Origin of the sequence: Fictibacillus solisalsi (assembly GCF_900103485.1) — a bacterium.
Lineage (GTDB): Bacteria > Bacillota > Bacilli > Bacillales > Fictibacillaceae > Fictibacillus_C > Fictibacillus_C solisalsi.
Window position 1 is genome coordinate 642,064 of record NZ_FNHW01000001.1, and the last position, 16,349, is coordinate 658,412.

The window sequence follows — 16,349 nt, forward strand, 5'->3', positions numbered from 1 at the left end:
AATAGATAGATGATAGAACATATGATCATTAATTTATTGGTCATCCTCGTTCCGCTTATTGCCTTGCAATTTGTATTGTTTGAAAAAAACTCCGATGTCAAATGGCCCAAGGCTTCATTTCTATTTAACATCATCAATGCAGGTGTCATCCTTGTCTGTATGAGTTTCCCTATTCCCTTTGCAGACGGTATTTTTTTCGACTTGCGCTATGTCCCGCTGACCATCAGTTTTTTGTATGGTGGAATTGTACCAGGATGCATGACGGCAGCATTGCTCATCATTTACAGACTCTATCTTGGTGGGGAGGGTTCGGTGACTGCCGTCTTTTTTGCATTGGTGACCGGATGGGTGTTTTTTGCTCAGCATCAAACGTTTCACAGGCTTCCGATCCGGAAAAAACTTTTAAGAGTTTCATTCATTTTATTTGGAATTACGGTATCAAACCTGATCTTTCTTTATATTTATCTTTATCCGACTGGAGGGGTGAAATGGAATACGGCAAAAACAGCCGTCTATACCTTTTACCCAGTGCTGCAGGCAGGTGCGGCTATTGCTGTTGTCTCCTTGATTGAAAGGATCAGACACGCATTGAATCTTCAGCTACAGCAGTCAGAGATGCTTCATTCCGTCGGGCAGCTTGCCGCTTCAGTAACCCATGAGGTTCGAAATCCGATGGCGGTGGCAAGGGGCTTCATGCAAATTTTTCAAAAGGAAAAATACATACCGGAAGAAAAAAAGATATTTTTAAGTATGATGATTGAAGAGATCGACAGGGCTCAAACTATTATTTCCGATTATTTATCACTTGTTAAAACGAATACGTCAAAGATCGATCGGCTGAATATAACCGAATTACTGTCCTCTTTAAAGGGAGTGATGTATCCTTTTGCTTTATTAAAGGGCGTGGAGCTGGTGCAAAAAGGAGAAGAAGAGGTTCATGTTATCGGAGATCAGGGGAAATTAAAACAGATCTTAATGAATATTATAAAAAATGCAATCGAAGCTACACCTGAAGGCGGGGTAGTTACCATGTCCGCAGAAAAGGGTAACGGGGAGATTATTATACGTATATCGGATACTGGAGTTGGCATGGGCAGAGAACAGCTGCGAATGCTTGGCAACCCGTTCTTTTCGACAAAATCAACCGGGACTGGTTTAGGATTAATGGCCAGCTACCGCATGACGGCGGAAATGAACGGACGGATTGAGGCGGCCAGTGAAGTGGGTAATGGTACACATTTTAAAATTATTTTCCCCGCATAATTCTATATAAATAAAAAAGGACCGGCGTGACGCAGGTCCTTTTATTTATGGGTTATCTTTTTACAACGTTAGCAGCTTGCGGTCCGCGAGCGCCATCGACAATTTCAAATTCAACTTCCTGGCCTTCTTCTAATGTTTTGAAGCCCTCGGATTGAATCGCAGAGAAGTGAACAAATACGTCATCTCCGCCCTCAACTTCAATAAAACCAAATCCTTTTTCTGCATTGAACCATTTTACCTTACCTGTTTGCATTCCTAGCCTCCTAAAACTTTGCACCCTGTGCCTTTTTATTACCATAGAACCTTTCAAACATTTACTACAAAGATACTGAATATGTAATCAAAGTCTAAATGGTTGGAATTACTATATCATAGAAAAGTTGTAGGAGCAAGAAGTTTTATCAGAAAAATTAAAATATTTGCCCAGTCCGCCATTCAGGACAGGTCTTTATTTCAAATCATATACGATTTATAAAAAAATATGTTGAAATCATATATGATTCTGAATTATCATAGTATTATGAAAAATAATTCCAAAATTAGTAAGCAACAATACGCGTACAAAGTCATAAAATCAAGGATTCTCGATGGGCGTTATCCACCAGGATACAAAATTGTGATTGATCAGCTGGCGAGGGAGCTCCGAACAAGCGCCATCCCCGTACGGGAAGCCATTCGAAATCTTGAGGCAGATGGTCTGATTCATTTCAAACCATACAGTGGTGCGATTGTTACTCCATTTAACGAAAAAGAGTATTTGGAGACACTTTCCGTGCTAGCCGTGCTCGAAGGTTTTGCAACCGCCATTTCAGCACAGCATTTTCCTGCGGACAGGATTAATGAGCTTACCGAAATTAACGAACGGATGAAAGAAGCTCTCAATGATTTTGATTTTCTGATGTTTGGCAATTGCAACAGGGAATTCCACAGTTTAACGTATCAATATTGCAATAATCACTTTTTGACCGAAAACATTAAATCCACCTGGAATCGCCTGGACCGGGTGAGGAAGATGGGAGCAGCAACGAAACCGGCCCGTGCAAAAAAGTCGATTGAGGAACATGAAGTAATCATTGATATGCTGAGAGGCGCCAGATCCTTTGAAGAAATTGAAGCATATGTGCGAACGCATAAGCTGAACACCGTGCAGGCGTTCCTGGAAGAAAAGAACGACAGGGAGCTAAGAAATTACACATAAAAGGGAAAAGCTGGATTGAATAAAGTCAAAGGAGAGATGAAGGTGAGTGTAAATCACTTTGAAGAAACAAAGCAAATGCTGAAGGGGTCGATTGCCCCTGTGATTACTCCTTTTACCGAGGATGACAGTGTGGATCTCGAAACCTTAAGAGAGCTGGTCAACTGGCATATTGACAGTGGCAGCCATGGAATCTCGGTTACGGGAACCACGGGGGAGCCAAGTTCTTTAACGCTGGAAGAACGGGAGCAGGTAATGGAAACGGCAATCTCTGCAGTTGCCGGAAGAGTGCCTTTTGTACCTGGTACAGGATCAACCAACCATCTGGAGACACTTCATTTAACAAAAGCCGCCCAAGAGATGGGTGCAGACGCCGCAATGGTCATCGTCCCTTATTACAATAAACCGTCCCAGCACGCCTTGTTCAAGCATTTTAAAGCGGTGGCGGAGGCTGTGGACATTCCGCTTATTGTGTACAACATCCCGGGAAGAACAGGTGTTAATCTGGAAGCGAAAACACTGGCCCGGTTGAATGAAGATTGCCCGAATATTATCGGGGTAAAGGAATCCAATAAAGACTTTGAACATGTTAATCGTGTGCTATTAAACTGTGGAAGAGATTTTCTTCTTTTCTCCGGAATTGAGCTGCTCTGCTATCCGATGCTGGCCATTGGCGGCAAAGGCTATATCAGCGCAACAGCTAATGTCCTTCCAGGGAAAGTGGCCGAGGTCTATAATGCCTGGGAAGCCGGGAACGTGGAGGAAGCCATGCAGCTGCATTATGAATTGATGCCACTGAATGATGTTCTGTTCAGAGATACCAATCCGGCGCCGGTAAAAGCTGCCCTTGGCATGATGGGGAAAATTAAACCAAGGCTCAGGCTGCCGATGGATGTGCCATCACAGAGCATACAGGAAGAGATACGCACTGTATTAAACAGCTACGGACTGTTAAACCAAGTAGGGAGTGAATCGTAATGAAGCATGCACGCATAATTTTTGAAGGGCGTGAACGAACGGCAATGGTTCAGGACGATCAGCTGTTGCTGAACTGTGGCCGCGTGATTGCCATGAACGATGCAAAGGCATGGCTGCCTCCATTTATGCCGAATAAAATGATCGGGTTGGCACTGAACTATGCGGATCACGCCGATGAACTCGGATTGGAAAAACCTGCTGAGCCGGTCCTTTTTATCAAGCCGAATAGTTCTTTGGTCGGCCACAAAGCTCCTGTTTACTATCCAGATGGAGCAACCTACATGCATTACGAAAATGAGTTGGCAGTGGTAATCGGCAAAGAGGGAAGAAACATTAAAGCAAATGATGCATTTAATTTTGTAAGCGGTTACACGATCGCGAATGATATAACCGTCCGTGACTTTGTCAACAACATGTACCGTCCGCCGGTCCGTGCCAAAGGGCATGACACGTTTGGACCGCTTGGACCGTATTTTGTGGATGCGGAAGATATTCCTGATGTGAATAACCTGGAGCTGCGTACGTATGTCAACGGTGAATTGCGGCAGCAGGGAAACACAAGGGACTTGATTTACGGTATTGCCGAGCTTATTGAATTTATTTCTTCTTTTATGACGCTTGAGAAAAATGATGTGATCTGGACGGGGACACCGAAAGGCATCTCTCATGTTCATCCGGGGGACACGGTACGTCTGGAGATTGATTACCTAGGCAGTCTGGAAAACAAGATTCTTGATGGACGAAGCAGGAACACGCCGTCAGGAGGTGCGGTTCATGAACAGCAATCTTAAGAATCCGGTGCCGCATTATATTAATGGAGAGTTTGTTATGTCGTTATCCGGTGAGACATTTGCCAATATCAGTCCTTATTCCAATGAGGAATTAAATCAGGTCTCACAAGGGATGAAAGAAGATGTCAATGCAGCCGTTCTTGCAGCGAAAACAGCCTTTAAGAAGGGAGAATGGGGCACATTCAAACTTAATGAGAGACTGAAATACATCTATAAGATTGCAGATTTGATTGACCGTGATATTGACCAAGTGGCCAAACTGGAATCGCTGGATACGGGATTGCCTATCTCTCAGACAAAAAAAATGGTAGGAAGGGCTGCGGATAATTTCAGGTTTTATGCGGAAATGGTTAAAAACCGGATGACGGGTGAGGCCTATCATGTTGACGATGAGTTCATTAATTACACTAGGCAAAAACCAGTAGGGGTTGCAGGCCTGATCACCCCATGGAATGCGCCTTTTATGCTGGAAACGTGGAAAGTTGCTCCTGCCTTGGCAACGGGGAATACTGTTGTGCTCAAGCCGGCGGAATGGTCCCCGCTTACCGCCCATAAATTGGGTGAAATCATCCATGAGGCCGGTCTTCCGCAAGGGGTCTTCAATATTGTACATGGTTTTGGGGAAGAGGCCGGAGCCGCATTGGTAGCTCATCCGGATGTGCAGCTCATTTCATTTACCGGTGAGACGAAAACAGGATCCGAGATTATGCGGAATGGAGCCGACTCTTTAAAGCGGTACTCAATGGAGCTCGGCGGCAAATCACCGATTATTGTTTTTGAAGATTGCGAGTTTGACCGCGCCCTGGATGCTTGTGTATGGGGGATCTTTTCATTTAATGGGGAGAGGTGTACCGCCAATTCCCGGCTCTTTGTCCATGAATCCATAAGTGAGAGGTTTATAGCAGCTCTCAAGGAACGGGTGGGAAATATTATTGTGGGTGATCCGTCTCATGCGGATACAGAGGTCGGCCCGCTCATTCACAGAGATCATTTTGAAAACGTCAAACGATACTTAACCATCGCTTCTCAGGAAGGATGTGAAGTTTACAGCGGGCAGATTCCGGAGCATCTTTCCAACGGCAATTTTGTTCCACCCACCCTTTTATTGAATGTGAGAAACGACATGAAGGTGGCACAGGAAGAGATATTCGGCCCGGTTCTGACTGTTATGACGTTCCAAACGGAAGAAGAAGTCATTGAGCTTGCCAACGATGTTCAATATGGACTTGCGGGCTACGTGTGGACCAATGACATGAAAAGAGGCCACCGTGTAGCAGGAGCGGTGGAAGCGGGTATGTTGTGGGTGAATTCCCAAAATGTTCGTGATCTCCGTATTCCATTTGGAGGTTCCAAAGCATCCGGGATCGGGAGAGAGGGCGGCCATTATGCCTTTGAATTTTACACGGAAATGAAGGTTGTCCATGTGGCCGTGGGAGATCATCACATTCAGCAGTTTGGCAAAAAGAACAAAGCATCTTCAATCCATACAAAGGCATGAAAACAGAAAGTCAGCAAACTATGATTAAAGGAGGGAACGACATTGCCTGCACGCACGGGAGAACAATATATAAATGGTTTGAAAGCGGCAAACAACAATGTGTGGATTCATGGAAAACGGGTGAGCGACGTAACCGAACATCCTGCTTTACGAAATGTTGTACGATCTATCGCGAACCTGTTCGATCTCCAGTATGAAAAAGAAGATAAAATGCTCTATACCTCGGATACGACAGGGGAAAAGGTTGGCCTGTCTTTCATTGCACCAAAAACAAAGGATGATTTGATTGCACGGCGCGGGATGTTCACAGAATGGGCGCGGTATACCGGCGGAATGATGGGCAGAACACCCGATTACCTCAATACGAGTGTCATGGCGTTTGGAACCGCAGACTCTTTCTTCGCCCAGGGAGATCCCATGTTTGCGGAAAACGCCAGAAACTATTACCACTATTGCCGTGAAAATGATGTAAGTCTTACTCATACACTCATTCATCCACAAACCAACCGCTCGAAAAAGCAGTCCGAGCAAAAGGATCCCTACCTTTCTGCAAGAATCGTAGAAAAGAACAAGGATGGTATTGTCGTGAAGGGTGCCCGTCTGTTGGCCACGCTTGGCGGTGTGACGGATGAAATTGTGGTATTTCCTTCTACTCTCAATAAAGCGGCTTCGGAAGATGATCCTTATGCCATGGCATTTGCCATTCCGAACAATACGGAAGGGTTGAAATTCTTGTGCCGTGAATCCTTTGATCAGGGTCGGAATCAATGGGATCATCCATTAAGCTCGCGTTTCGAAGAAAGCGATGCCATCGTCGTTTTTGATAATGTCCTTGTTCCCTGGGAGCGCGTTTTCGTTGGGGGAAGTTCCGATATTTGCAACCGGACCTATGTGGAAACCAATGCAATTGTGCATATGGCCCATCAGGTGGTGGCAAAGAATACGGTCAAAACTGAATTTGTTCTCGGCATCATTCTCAATATTATGGACGCGATTGGCATAGATGTTTTTCCTCACGTAAAGGAAAAAGCTTCAGAAGTAATGCTGATCCTTGAAACGATGAGATCCCATATGTTCCGCGCCGAGCAAAATGCTTCTCTTGATGCCTACGGAAACATGACGCCGGACTTTGCACCGCTCAATGCGGCAAGAAACTGGTTCCCGAAAATGTATCAGCGTATGGTAGAGATCGTCCGTATCCTGGGAGCATCCGGCTTGATGGGAATTCCGACGGAAGCTGATTTTCAGGCAGATGATATCGGAGAACTTGTGCATCGATATACGCAGGGAGCAAATATCAATGGCTATGAGCGTGTCCAGCTTTTCCGTCTCGCCTGGGATGTGTGCATGAGCTCGTTCGGCGGCAGGCAGGCCCTTTATGAATATTATTTCTTTGGAGACCCGGCGAGAATGTCAAACATCTACTATGATGGGTTCAACAAGGAACCATACAAAGAAATGGTTCAGGAGTTTCTGAACCGAGTGAAAACGTCTGACCACAATTATGCCGGGATTTAAGGAGGCGTGTCATGGATTTTAATATTCTTCGTGTGGCCAGGGTGGTCATGAATGTTACGGATTTAAGTAACTCGCGTGATTTTTATGTCAACGCGCTTGGCTTTATTGAAACAGAAAGTGATGACCAGCACATTTATTTAAGAGGATTGGAAGAACATTGCCATCATTGTCTCGTGTTAAAAAAAGCGGAGAAACCAGGTGTCCATTCCATCGGGTACAAGGTTTGGCATGAGGATGACCTTGAGAAAGTTGAAAGACTTTTCAAAAAGAAGGCACTTTATACGGAATGGGAAGAAGCGGGTGCTCAGAAAGCCCTTGGCCGTACGCTCAAAGCGGCTGACCCGGACGGAATACCGTTGGAATTTTTTGCGAAAATGGAAACGGTGGAACGGTGCCTGCAGAAATATGATTTATATAAAGGTGCCAGGATGCAAAGGATCGATCATGTAAACTGCATGGTGCCTGATGTTGGGAAAACAGTGGCCTTTTACAATGATGAACTGGGATTCCGCTGTTCCGAATATACCGCGACTGCAGATGACAGTATTTGGGCCGCCTGGCTGCACAGAAAACCCTCCGTCCATGATGTTGCATTTATGAATGGAGAAGGACCCCGGTTACATCACATTGGTTTTTGGCTGTCCGATCCGATGAGCCTGATCCATGCTTGCGATGTTCTGGCGAGTATGGGGCATGCGGATTGCATTGAGAGAGGACCAGGCCGCCATGGGCTTTCCAATGCCTTCTTCTTGTACATCCGGGACCCGGATGGGAATCGTATTGAGCTGTACAACGGTGATTATCTGACATGTGATCCCGATTTTGAGCCGGTGAAATGGGACATTAACGATCCGAGACGCCAGACCTTTTGGGGCCATAAAGCGCCAGACAGCTGGTTTTCGGAAGCCACTGAATTTATTGATTCCGTATCCGGGAAGCCAGTCGCCCAATCAAAAGCGGTTCTGGCACAGCAAAAACCTGATTTTGTCACATGATAAGGAGCAAATAACATGGCGAAAATGGACGTACCTGTACAACTCTCAAATGAGCTTTTTGAGTTTTTACAAGGGGAAAAACTCGTTCTGCTGGGAACGGTGGAAGCCGATTCAAAGGCCCCTGGTGTTTCGGCAATCTCCTGGGTAAAAAGCTGTGACGAAAAAAGAATCCGGTTTTCGGTGACAACCAATTCCAGAATCATTGCCAATATTAAAGCCAATCCCCAGGTCGTTTTAACAGTTGTAGGGCTTGAAAGCGTCTATTCCATTAAAGGTTTATAAGGCATTAATGGACCCATAAAAAAACTCCCCATTTTGGGGAGTTTTTTTGTGAGGACGACAAGGCTCTGCAGGTATGTGTTACTAGGACGAATGGCGTAAATATGATAAACTAGTTGAAAAGTCTGTCTAATTTTGGCGACATATAAAGAGAACCGCCATGGGATTAAAATAAGCTGAAATGGAAATTATGATGCTATATAGAAGGGAGACCGGGCTATGAACTGGAGTGAGTGGAAATCGTATTTAACGCAAGAAAACATTCTGCACTTTTTAGAGCAATACCGGGATTTAGGTTTTTTGCCCGGTGTGCTTCTCCCCTTGTTGGAGGCGATCATACCCGTATTGCCGCTTTTCATTATCGTAGCTGGTAATGCAGCAGCCTATGGGTTTTGGCTGGGGGCGCTATTATCGTGGCTGGGAGCGGTGCTCGGGTCACTGGTCGTCTTTTTTCTTGTACGAAAATTCGGACAAAAACGATTCCTTCACTTTGTCACGAGGCATCATAAGATTGCGAAGCTGCTGGGCTGGATGGAACGACATGGATTTGGAACCCTTTTTCTCATCTATTGTTTTCCGTTTACCCCTTCTGCCTTGATCAATGTGATAGCAGGGTTGTCAAGAGTTAATCAAAAGACGTTCATGCTTGCGGTGACCCTTGGAAAATTGGTGATGATCGCAATTATATCTTTTATCGGCTATGACTTTTTGGATGTAATAAAAAATCCTTTAAAACTGGGACTTGCGGTATTTGGCATCCTTGTTCTCTGGCTTGGAGGCAAGGTCGTGGAATCAAGAATGAAACAAAGCCACCAGGCGTAAATCAATCATTGATTTGCGCCTGGCGCTGTTTTTCAACATTCAATCAGGGGAACAAATGGAGAAACAAAGAATATAGTAAGTTAACCTACTTATAATGCAAGATGGAAAGGAAAACACATGATTATTTATAAGTCAAAAAGAGAAATTGAAAAAATGAACGAGGCAGGAACCCTTTTGGCGGAGTGCCACAAGGAGATCAAAAAAATCATCAAACCTGGGATGTCAACGTTGGAAATCGATGCGTTTGTGGAACGGTTTTTAAAGAAGAATGGAGCAACTCCCGAGCAGAAGGGCTATCAGGGATATCCGTTCGCTACATGTGCGTCTGTAAATGATGTCATTTGCCACGGTTTTCCGAATAAGAAAAAACTGAAGTCGGGAGATATCGTTACGATTGATATGGTTGTAAACCTGAACGGTTGGCTTGCAGACTCGGCATGGTCATACACAGTGGGTGAAGTTTCAGAAAAAGCTCGGCATCTGTTGGAGGTTACAGAGAAATCCTTATACCTCGGTATTGAGCAGGCAGTGATCGGAAATCGGATCGGCGATATTTCACATGCGATTCAGCAATATGCTGAAAGTGAGGGGCTATCGGTAGTGCGTGAATTTATCGGCCACGGCATCGGCCGGTCAATGCACGAAGACCCTCAAGTCCCTCATGCTGGCCCGAAAGGAACCGGCCCAATGCTAAAAGAGGGCATGGTGCTGACGATTGAACCGATGTTAAACACCGGTAAACGATATGTGAAAATTGATGAGGACGGCTGGACAGCAAGGACGTTTGACGGTTCTCTGTCCACACAATATGAGCATACTCTGGCCATTACGAAGGATGGCCCGCTTATTTTGACGGCACAGTAAATGAGCTCTTGCAAAGAAGCGGCTTTTGGGAGATGTCTTTGTATAATAGCCGCCATTTTGATTCAAATACCCGCTGAAATTTATCATTTACCCGCCAAAGCACCTGTTATATAAACCTAAAAACGGCACAACAAAAGAGCCATGCGCAAGGGCGCCTGGCTCTTTTGTTACTTCTTATCGCTGATTTAGTTTCTTTTCGGCTGCATCAACGGTGTGCTTAAGCAGCATGGAGATGGTCACAGGACCGACTCCGCCTGGAACCGGGGTGATGGCACCTGCATTCTTTTCACATTCTTCATAATCTGCATCACCGATGTTACCGGGATTGTAGCCGGCATCCATGACGACGGCTCCTGGTTTAATCCAGTCGCCTTTAATAAAGTTCGGCTTACCAACGGCAGCGACAACAATATCTGCCTGCTTAACGATTTCCGGCAGGTTTTGTGTGCGGGAATGGCAGGTTGTTACGGTAGCGTTGCGGTTTAGCAGAAGCATGGAAACCGGTTTTCCGAGGATGGGGCTTCTCCCCACGACAACTGCGTGTTTTCCTTCAATCGGGACATCATAGTAATCCAAGATTGCCATAATGGCGGCAGGGGTGCAGGACGGATAGCTTCCAAAGCCGAATGATGTTTGTCCGAATCCCCAGCTTGTCACGCCATCCACGTCTTTTTCAATGTCAATCGCTTCAAAGGCTGCCCTCTCATCAATGTGTGAAGGCACCGGATGCTGAAGAAGTATTCCATGTACCGCTTCATCCTCATTAAGTTCATGAATGGTTTTTAACAGGTCTTCTGTTGTAATTTCGGCAGGAAGATGAATCCTTTTGGAAAGGATGCCCAGTTTTTCACAGGCGTTACCTTTCATTCGTACGTATGTGGCCGAAGACGGATCATCGCCGACAAGAACTGTAGCCAGACAAGGGATAACGCCCCGGCTTGTCAGCTCTTCCACTCTTCCTTTCAATTGTTCCTTGATATCGGTTGCGACACGGGTGCCATTGAGTATTAGCTTGTTTTCCACTCTATTTACCTCCTGAGAATAGAAAAGAGGCAAGGAATAGATACACTGATCCCTTACCCCTGCCCAGACGAACGGCTTTTTAGGTGATGCTTGCAGCTTCCTTGTGGTCAATTCCACACGCTCTCGTCAGTTGCTGCTTTTCTTTATTCTGTTTAGATTATACCCCAAGTTTTCTAAAAGATTCAACCCTGCAAATCTTGATAAAATATCATGTTGCATTCGCAGTTTCTTGGAGATTCTTATATAATAGGAGCATTAATAAAGGGGGTGAATTCGTGTTCAAGGAAATGACGGAAAATCAGATATTGCTTTTTGTCATTAAAAGTTTGAAAGAACTGAGGAAAAAAGAGTTTCAGGAACTGATGGATGAACTCCATCCATATGATGTCGCGGAAGTCTATAAAACACTGCCGGAGAAGCACCGGCATAAATTTCTCACCTTCCTGACGACGAGGCAGCTAGCCTCCCTTATTCAGGAGCTTGACAGCGATCTCCAAGTAGAAATTCTGCACAAATTGGGTATTGAGCGATCATCCCATATCATGAACGAAATGGAAAATGACGATCTGGCCGACCTTCTGAGCAACTTTTCGTTTGATGAAATCCAGGATTTTCTTGCATCCATGAGGGCGGATGAATCCCGGACGGTTCAATCTCTCATGCAATATCCCGCCGATAGCGCCGGCGGGATTATGACCAACCGCTTTGTTTGGATTCCGCAAATGTTTACTGTACGGGATGCGGTTGACAAATTGAAAACTTTTGCGGGCTTTGCGGAGAATATTTATTACTTGTATGTCATTAACGAAGACAAGCAGCTTGCAGGGGTCGTATCCTATCGGGACCTTCTCCTTGCGGATATCAATGACAAAATTGAAGAAGTGATGTTCACCCGTGTCATTTCGGTTCCTGCCGACATGGACCAGGAGGAAGTGGCCAGGACCATTGAACGGTATGATTTCATCGCCATCCCTGTTGTTGATGAAAATGATGTGCTCTTAGGAATCGTAACAGTGGATGACGTACTTGACGTTTTAATCGAAGAAGCAAACGAAGACATCGAAAAGCTCTCCGCTTCCGGTAAATCAATCGATTTTAATACAAGTGCCTTTGTTGCGTCCTATAGGCGGCTGCCATGGCTGATTCTGCTGCTTTTTATTGGTATTATTTCCGGAAGCATTATTTCTGCCTTTGAGAGTACCCTTTCAAAAGTGGTTTCCCTTGCCTTTTTCATGCCGATGATTGCGGGGATGACGGGAAATACGGGCACACAATCGCTGGCTGTCGTTGTCCGCGGACTGGTTTCGAATGATGTTGATAAAAAAGTGGTGCTGCGTCTCATCCTGAGGGAACTGGGTGTGGGACTGATCATCGGCGCCACCTGTGGTATTCTCATTGCACTTGTCGCCTATTTTTGGCAGGGGAATGCCATACTGGGTTTGGTGGTTGGAAGCTCGTTGTTTTTGACCTTAATTATCGGAACGCTGGCAGGGACGCTGATTCCGCTCTTGTTGTACCGTTTCAATGTGGATCCGGCAGTGGCTTCCGGTCCGCTCATCACCACGCTTAATGATATTTTTTCGCTGCTCGTGTATTTTGGTACCGCATCAATTTTTATTTCACACTTAATCTAAAATAACAAACAGCCGCCCAGTCTCTTATGCACTGGACGGCTGTTTGCGTTACCGGGTTTCTGCCAGCCTGTCGACTTCTTCTTTCCATTCCACAATTTTGTTGGAGAATTCACTGAACGGGACATCAAAAGGATAGGACTTGTTCAACAGAATTTTTTCTTCCTCCGAGAGCTTGGACATCGCTTCCTTTAATTCCATGCCGGTACGGGCAAAGAGCTGCAGTGCACGCTCCACATTGTTGAGCATTTCCATTTTTTCAGCCTCCTCTGTTTGCTATACAAATTCCCCTGATATTGGTAATCAAACATCTTTTTTACCAGTGAAAAGGATTTTAAAAGGACGGTGTCGTATAGGAGTTGGGAAGGAGGCGAGACATGATGAATCATTTATTACTGTACTGTCATCCATCCAATCACAGCTTCAATCATGCCTTGCTCGATGTGTATTCGGAAGAACTGGAGAAAAAGGGCCATTCAGTCATTGTAAGGAATCTGTATGACCTGGCTTTCAATCCGATCCTGACTGAAAGGGAATACGAGAATTCGCTGGAAGGCCAATATGAAGCGGATGTGCTTAACGAACAGAAGTATATTGCCTGGTGTGACTGCATCACCCTAATCTATCCGGTTTGGTGGGGGGGTATGCCTGCTTTGCTAAAGGGTTATATAGACCGGGTATTCACCTACGGTTTTGCATATGAGCTGGACGGGGAAGACCCCATTCCGCGGCTAAAAGGCAAACAGCTATTGCGATTTGCACGACCGGTACCCCTTCTAAAATTTATGAGAAGAACGGGATGCATGAGGCAATGGACTTGGCGCGCAACCTTAGTATTTTTGAGTTTTGCGGTATACAGCCCATCCATTCTCTCTATTTTGGCAACGTAATATTAGCCGGTTATGAAAAAAGGCAGAGCATGCTAGAGGGAGTACGCCGCCTTGCCGCGTTAAACGAGAAGAAATAGCAGGAGAGTACGCCGCCTTGCCGCGTTAAACGAGAAGAAATAGCAGGAGAGTATGCGAACTTGCAACCGCAGTAATAAAGAGAGAAGATGCATTTGAAAACGATGAAGGAGAAGAAGGAACATGATTGTGAAGGCAGAAGATACTTTGAACGAGCAGATTATGGATTATCTCGATGAGGAAAAGGCAATGAATCTATTCATCATCGGTGATATTGAGAACTTTGGTTACGATACGGATTTTCAGGATATCTGGGTGGATCTTGGGGAGAAAGGGGAGATACAGGGAATTTTGCTCCGGTACTTTGGAAACTATCTTCCCTACGCAAAAGAGGAGATCGATGCTGCTGGGTTTTCAGAGATTATAAAGGACGGCCCGCCGCTTGATATGCTTTCAGGAAAAAAGGAAATTGTTGATCAGTTCCAGCCAATTTTCTTGTTCACATCAAAAAAAGAATTGTATTTTGCCGAGCTTGAGGAAGGGACCTTCACCATGAAAGGTCTTAAGCGTGATGATATTACATACGCAACGGTTGATGATGTAGACGATATTATCGTGATGCATAGCTCAATCAAAGAATTTCAGAGGAGAGAATCGGCGAGAGAAAGTCTGATTCAGACACTGACCACACAAACCGGACGGACGTATTTTATTAAAAAAGATGGGAGGATGGCGGCTTCCGCGGCAACCACTGCAGAGAATTCCCGTTCGGCAATGATCGTGGGGGTTTGCACCCATGTGGATTACAGGCAGCAAGGACTGGCGAGCCGCTGTACTGCTGTACTGTGCGAAGATGTGCTGAACGAAGGGAAAACCTTGTGCCTGTTCTATAATAACCCAAGGGCTGGGTCCATTTATAAACGAATCGGTTTTAAGGATATCGGAATGTGGAGCATGTATTCCGAATAATCATCCGTTCTTAAAAAGGCAAAAACACTGGTGTATGTGTTTTTGCCTTTTTTTTGTGTGTATGCGGCCTATGACATTCGGTTTAAGTAGTCGATCATATTTTCCATTTCCAGATCTGAAAGGCCCGAAAATTTCTCTTTATAATAATCCCGGCGGATCGCTGACAGCTTTTCAGCAACTGCCTGGCCTTTTTCTGTAATCTTTACATAAACGATTCTTCTGTCGGTCAAGGATCGTTCTCTGGTTATTAAATCTTTCTTTATTAGACGGTCGGTTACCCCTGTAATATGGCTTGATGAAACCTTCATTTCACCCGCCAGCTCAGAGGCTGTAAGGTATTCTTTATCCTTTAATAGATTAAGGACGCCAAACTCATTGGCAGGCACATCATCTGAGAAAAGGTCGTTAATGTCTTTTCTGAAGGTCCGAAAAACAGTCAGGAAGCTATTCTCAAGTTCTGCGATCCTATTTGTGCGGTTATCATTCATAGCAATCACCTATTCTACATTTTAATAAGTATTAGTTATCGACACTCTCTACTTACATAGTATACTTTGCCTGCCAATTACTCAAACATTTATAGGTTTTTGACACAAAATCTCCTGATTTTTCGCTTTTTTTCTCTTTTTTTGTATGGTACCCTCGAAGTGGAAATGAACAGGGATGGGGTTGGACGATGAAAAACAGTACACTATGGTTTTTATTGCTTGGTTTAGGTTTCCTGGCCGGCATTATTTACTGGATCGTGGTTTTTGCTACAAATTAAGAATGGACACATAGAGAGCAGTAGATACAAAAAATTTGTACCCACTGCTTTTTTTTGCCTCTTTTATGAATTTTATCTCTACTTATGGATAAAAAGAAAAAGAGAGATAATTATGGAAACCGAATATAAAATAACCACTATGCTGCTTGACCAGAGATGGAAGCAGCGGCCGGGAGGAAACCGGATTCCAAGGTATGCAGTGGCTCATGATACAGGAAACGAGGGGTCCACCGCTCAGCAAAATTACAAGTATTTTAACAGCAGGAATTTGGAAGCTTCCGCTCACGTATTCATAGATGACCGGGAAATTCTATTGGTCATCCCTCTGAGTGAAAAAGCATGGCATGTCAGGAGTCAGGTGTCAGATGCCAATGATTGGGCAGTAGGAGTAGAACTTTGTCATGGTGGCAACATCATATGGAAGGAAGCCTATCAACGGTATGTTTGGTTTTTTGCATGGCTGTGCCGGAACTATGGATGGAATCCTGACCATTCGGTTAAAGGCCATTTTCAGCTGGATCATGCCAGAAGAACAGATCCAGTAAGCGCCTTTAAGAAATATGGAGTGACATTTCAGCACTTCCTTCAAGCAGTTGAGGCTGAGCTGAACACGATCAGCCCGGTTGATGATGAGAAAAAACACGAAACGCTATACCGGGTACAAATTGGAAGCTACAGACAACGGGAAAATGCATTGGAAATGCTGAAGCTGGCGAAAAAAGCGGGATTTGATCCCGTCATTATCAAAACAAAATGACAGATTAGATTTACTTTTCTGTAAATGATTATTGCTAAGATTCTTTTAACGGTGATATACTATATGTATCTAATAAGAGGAAAGGAGGGTTTGGA

Annotated in this window: 18 protein-coding genes and 1 riboswitch; of the genes, 14 read left to right on the forward strand and 4 right to left on the reverse strand. The window is 44.8% G+C overall.

The window, feature by feature from the left end; all coding sequences use genetic code 11:
• Positions 1 to 9: 9 nt before the first annotated feature.
• Positions 10 to 1,263 carry an ATP-binding protein gene (locus BLT53_RS03365; RefSeq protein ID WP_090232768.1) on the forward strand — a complete coding sequence of 418 codons (1,254 nt, stop codon included), beginning with the start codon at positions 10 to 12 and terminating at the stop codon, positions 1,261 to 1,263.
• A 52-nt stretch (positions 1,264 to 1,315) separates the two neighbouring features.
• Here the strand turns inward: BLT53_RS03365 and cspD are convergent, their stop codons facing one another.
• Positions 1,316 to 1,516 (reverse strand): cold-shock protein CspD, encoded by a 201-nt coding sequence (gene cspD, locus BLT53_RS03370; protein ID WP_061968810.1) that lies wholly within the window; start codon positions 1,514 to 1,516, stop codon positions 1,316 to 1,318.
• 267 nt (positions 1,517 to 1,783) lie between these two features.
• On the opposite strand from cspD, the gene BLT53_RS03375 reads away from it, so the two are divergent.
• From BLT53_RS03375 to map, 9 genes are all read left to right on the forward strand, one after another.
• On the forward strand, positions 1,784 to 2,461 hold the full coding sequence (locus BLT53_RS03375) for a GntR family transcriptional regulator (RefSeq protein WP_090236677.1): 678 nt from the start codon (positions 1,784 to 1,786) through the stop codon (positions 2,459 to 2,461).
• Positions 2,462 to 2,536: 75 nt separating this feature from the next.
• Positions 2,537 to 3,436: a 2,4-dihydroxyhept-2-ene-1,7-dioic acid aldolase gene (hpaI, locus tag BLT53_RS03380; protein WP_244520460.1), complete on the forward strand. Its 900-nt coding sequence runs from the start codon at positions 2,537 to 2,539 to the stop codon at positions 3,434 to 3,436.
• On the forward strand, positions 3,436 to 4,227 hold the full coding sequence (locus BLT53_RS03385) for a fumarylacetoacetate hydrolase family protein (RefSeq protein WP_090232770.1): 792 nt from the start codon (positions 3,436 to 3,438) through the stop codon (positions 4,225 to 4,227). Before hpaI ends, BLT53_RS03385 begins: the two co-directional genes overlap by 1 nt.
• Entirely contained in the window at positions 4,211 to 5,725 is a 1,515-nt protein-coding gene (hpaE, locus tag BLT53_RS03390) for a 5-carboxymethyl-2-hydroxymuconate semialdehyde dehydrogenase (protein ID WP_090232772.1), read from the forward strand. The genes BLT53_RS03385 and hpaE overlap by 17 nt, the downstream gene beginning before the upstream one ends.
• A gap of 42 nt (positions 5,726 to 5,767) precedes the next feature.
• On the forward strand, positions 5,768 to 7,243 hold the full coding sequence (gene hpaB, locus BLT53_RS03395; RefSeq protein WP_090232773.1) for a 4-hydroxyphenylacetate 3-monooxygenase, oxygenase component: 1,476 nt from the start codon (positions 5,768 to 5,770) through the stop codon (positions 7,241 to 7,243).
• An 11-nt stretch (positions 7,244 to 7,254) separates the two neighbouring features.
• A complete protein-coding gene (gene hpaD / locus BLT53_RS03400) occupies positions 7,255 to 8,238 on the forward strand; it encodes a 3,4-dihydroxyphenylacetate 2,3-dioxygenase (protein WP_090232774.1) in 984 nt (327 codons plus the stop codon).
• 15 nt (positions 8,239 to 8,253) lie between these two features.
• Positions 8,254 to 8,520, forward strand: coding sequence for a pyridoxamine 5'-phosphate oxidase family protein (locus BLT53_RS03405; RefSeq protein ID WP_090232776.1), 267 nt, complete (start codon positions 8,254 to 8,256; stop codon positions 8,518 to 8,520).
• 216 nt (positions 8,521 to 8,736) lie between these two features.
• A complete protein-coding gene (locus BLT53_RS03410) occupies positions 8,737 to 9,339 on the forward strand; it encodes a TVP38/TMEM64 family protein (RefSeq protein ID WP_090232777.1) in 603 nt (200 codons plus the stop codon).
• Between the two features lie 117 nt (positions 9,340 to 9,456).
• A complete protein-coding gene (gene map, locus BLT53_RS03415) occupies positions 9,457 to 10,203 on the forward strand; it encodes a type I methionyl aminopeptidase (RefSeq protein WP_090232779.1) in 747 nt (248 codons plus the stop codon).
• A gap of 174 nt (positions 10,204 to 10,377) precedes the next feature.
• On the opposite strand, the gene BLT53_RS03420 is transcribed toward map, so the two are convergent.
• Positions 10,378 to 11,226, reverse strand: coding sequence for a bifunctional 5,10-methylenetetrahydrofolate dehydrogenase/5,10-methenyltetrahydrofolate cyclohydrolase (locus tag BLT53_RS03420; RefSeq protein ID WP_090232780.1), 849 nt, complete (start codon positions 11,224 to 11,226; stop codon positions 10,378 to 10,380).
• A 54-nt stretch (positions 11,227 to 11,280) separates the two neighbouring features.
• Positions 11,281 to 11,370: riboswitch (ZMP/ZTP riboswitch) on the reverse strand.
• Positions 11,371 to 11,501: 131 nt separating this feature from the next.
• Here BLT53_RS03420 and mgtE point away from each other — a divergent pair.
• The gene (mgtE, locus tag BLT53_RS03425) at positions 11,502 to 12,860 is read left to right on the forward strand and encodes a magnesium transporter (protein ID WP_244520348.1); all 1,359 of its coding nucleotides are present in this window, start codon (positions 11,502 to 11,504) and stop codon (positions 12,858 to 12,860) included.
• A gap of 48 nt (positions 12,861 to 12,908) precedes the next feature.
• Here mgtE and BLT53_RS03430 read toward each other — a convergent pair whose 3' ends face one another.
• A complete protein-coding gene (locus BLT53_RS03430; RefSeq protein WP_090232782.1) occupies positions 12,909 to 13,112 on the reverse strand; it encodes a hypothetical protein in 204 nt (67 codons plus the stop codon).
• 125 nt (positions 13,113 to 13,237) lie between these two features.
• Between BLT53_RS03430 and BLT53_RS03435 the strand changes: the two genes are divergently transcribed.
• A complete protein-coding gene (locus BLT53_RS03435) occupies positions 13,238 to 13,747 on the forward strand; it encodes an NAD(P)H-dependent oxidoreductase (protein ID WP_170834212.1) in 510 nt (169 codons plus the stop codon).
• Positions 13,748 to 13,945: 198 nt separating this feature from the next.
• Positions 13,946 to 14,731 (forward strand): GNAT family N-acetyltransferase, encoded by a 786-nt coding sequence (locus BLT53_RS03440; RefSeq protein WP_090232785.1) that lies wholly within the window; start codon positions 13,946 to 13,948, stop codon positions 14,729 to 14,731.
• Between the two features lie 68 nt (positions 14,732 to 14,799).
• On the opposite strand, the gene BLT53_RS03445 is transcribed toward BLT53_RS03440, so the two are convergent.
• On the reverse strand, positions 14,800 to 15,219 hold the full coding sequence (locus BLT53_RS03445; RefSeq protein WP_090232786.1) for a MarR family winged helix-turn-helix transcriptional regulator: 420 nt from the start codon (positions 15,217 to 15,219) through the stop codon (positions 14,800 to 14,802).
• 390 nt (positions 15,220 to 15,609) lie between these two features.
• Between BLT53_RS03445 and BLT53_RS03450 the strand changes: the two genes are divergently transcribed.
• Entirely contained in the window at positions 15,610 to 16,254 is a 645-nt protein-coding gene (locus tag BLT53_RS03450) for an N-acetylmuramoyl-L-alanine amidase (protein WP_090232788.1), read from the forward strand.
• Positions 16,255 to 16,349: the final 95 nt, after the last annotated feature.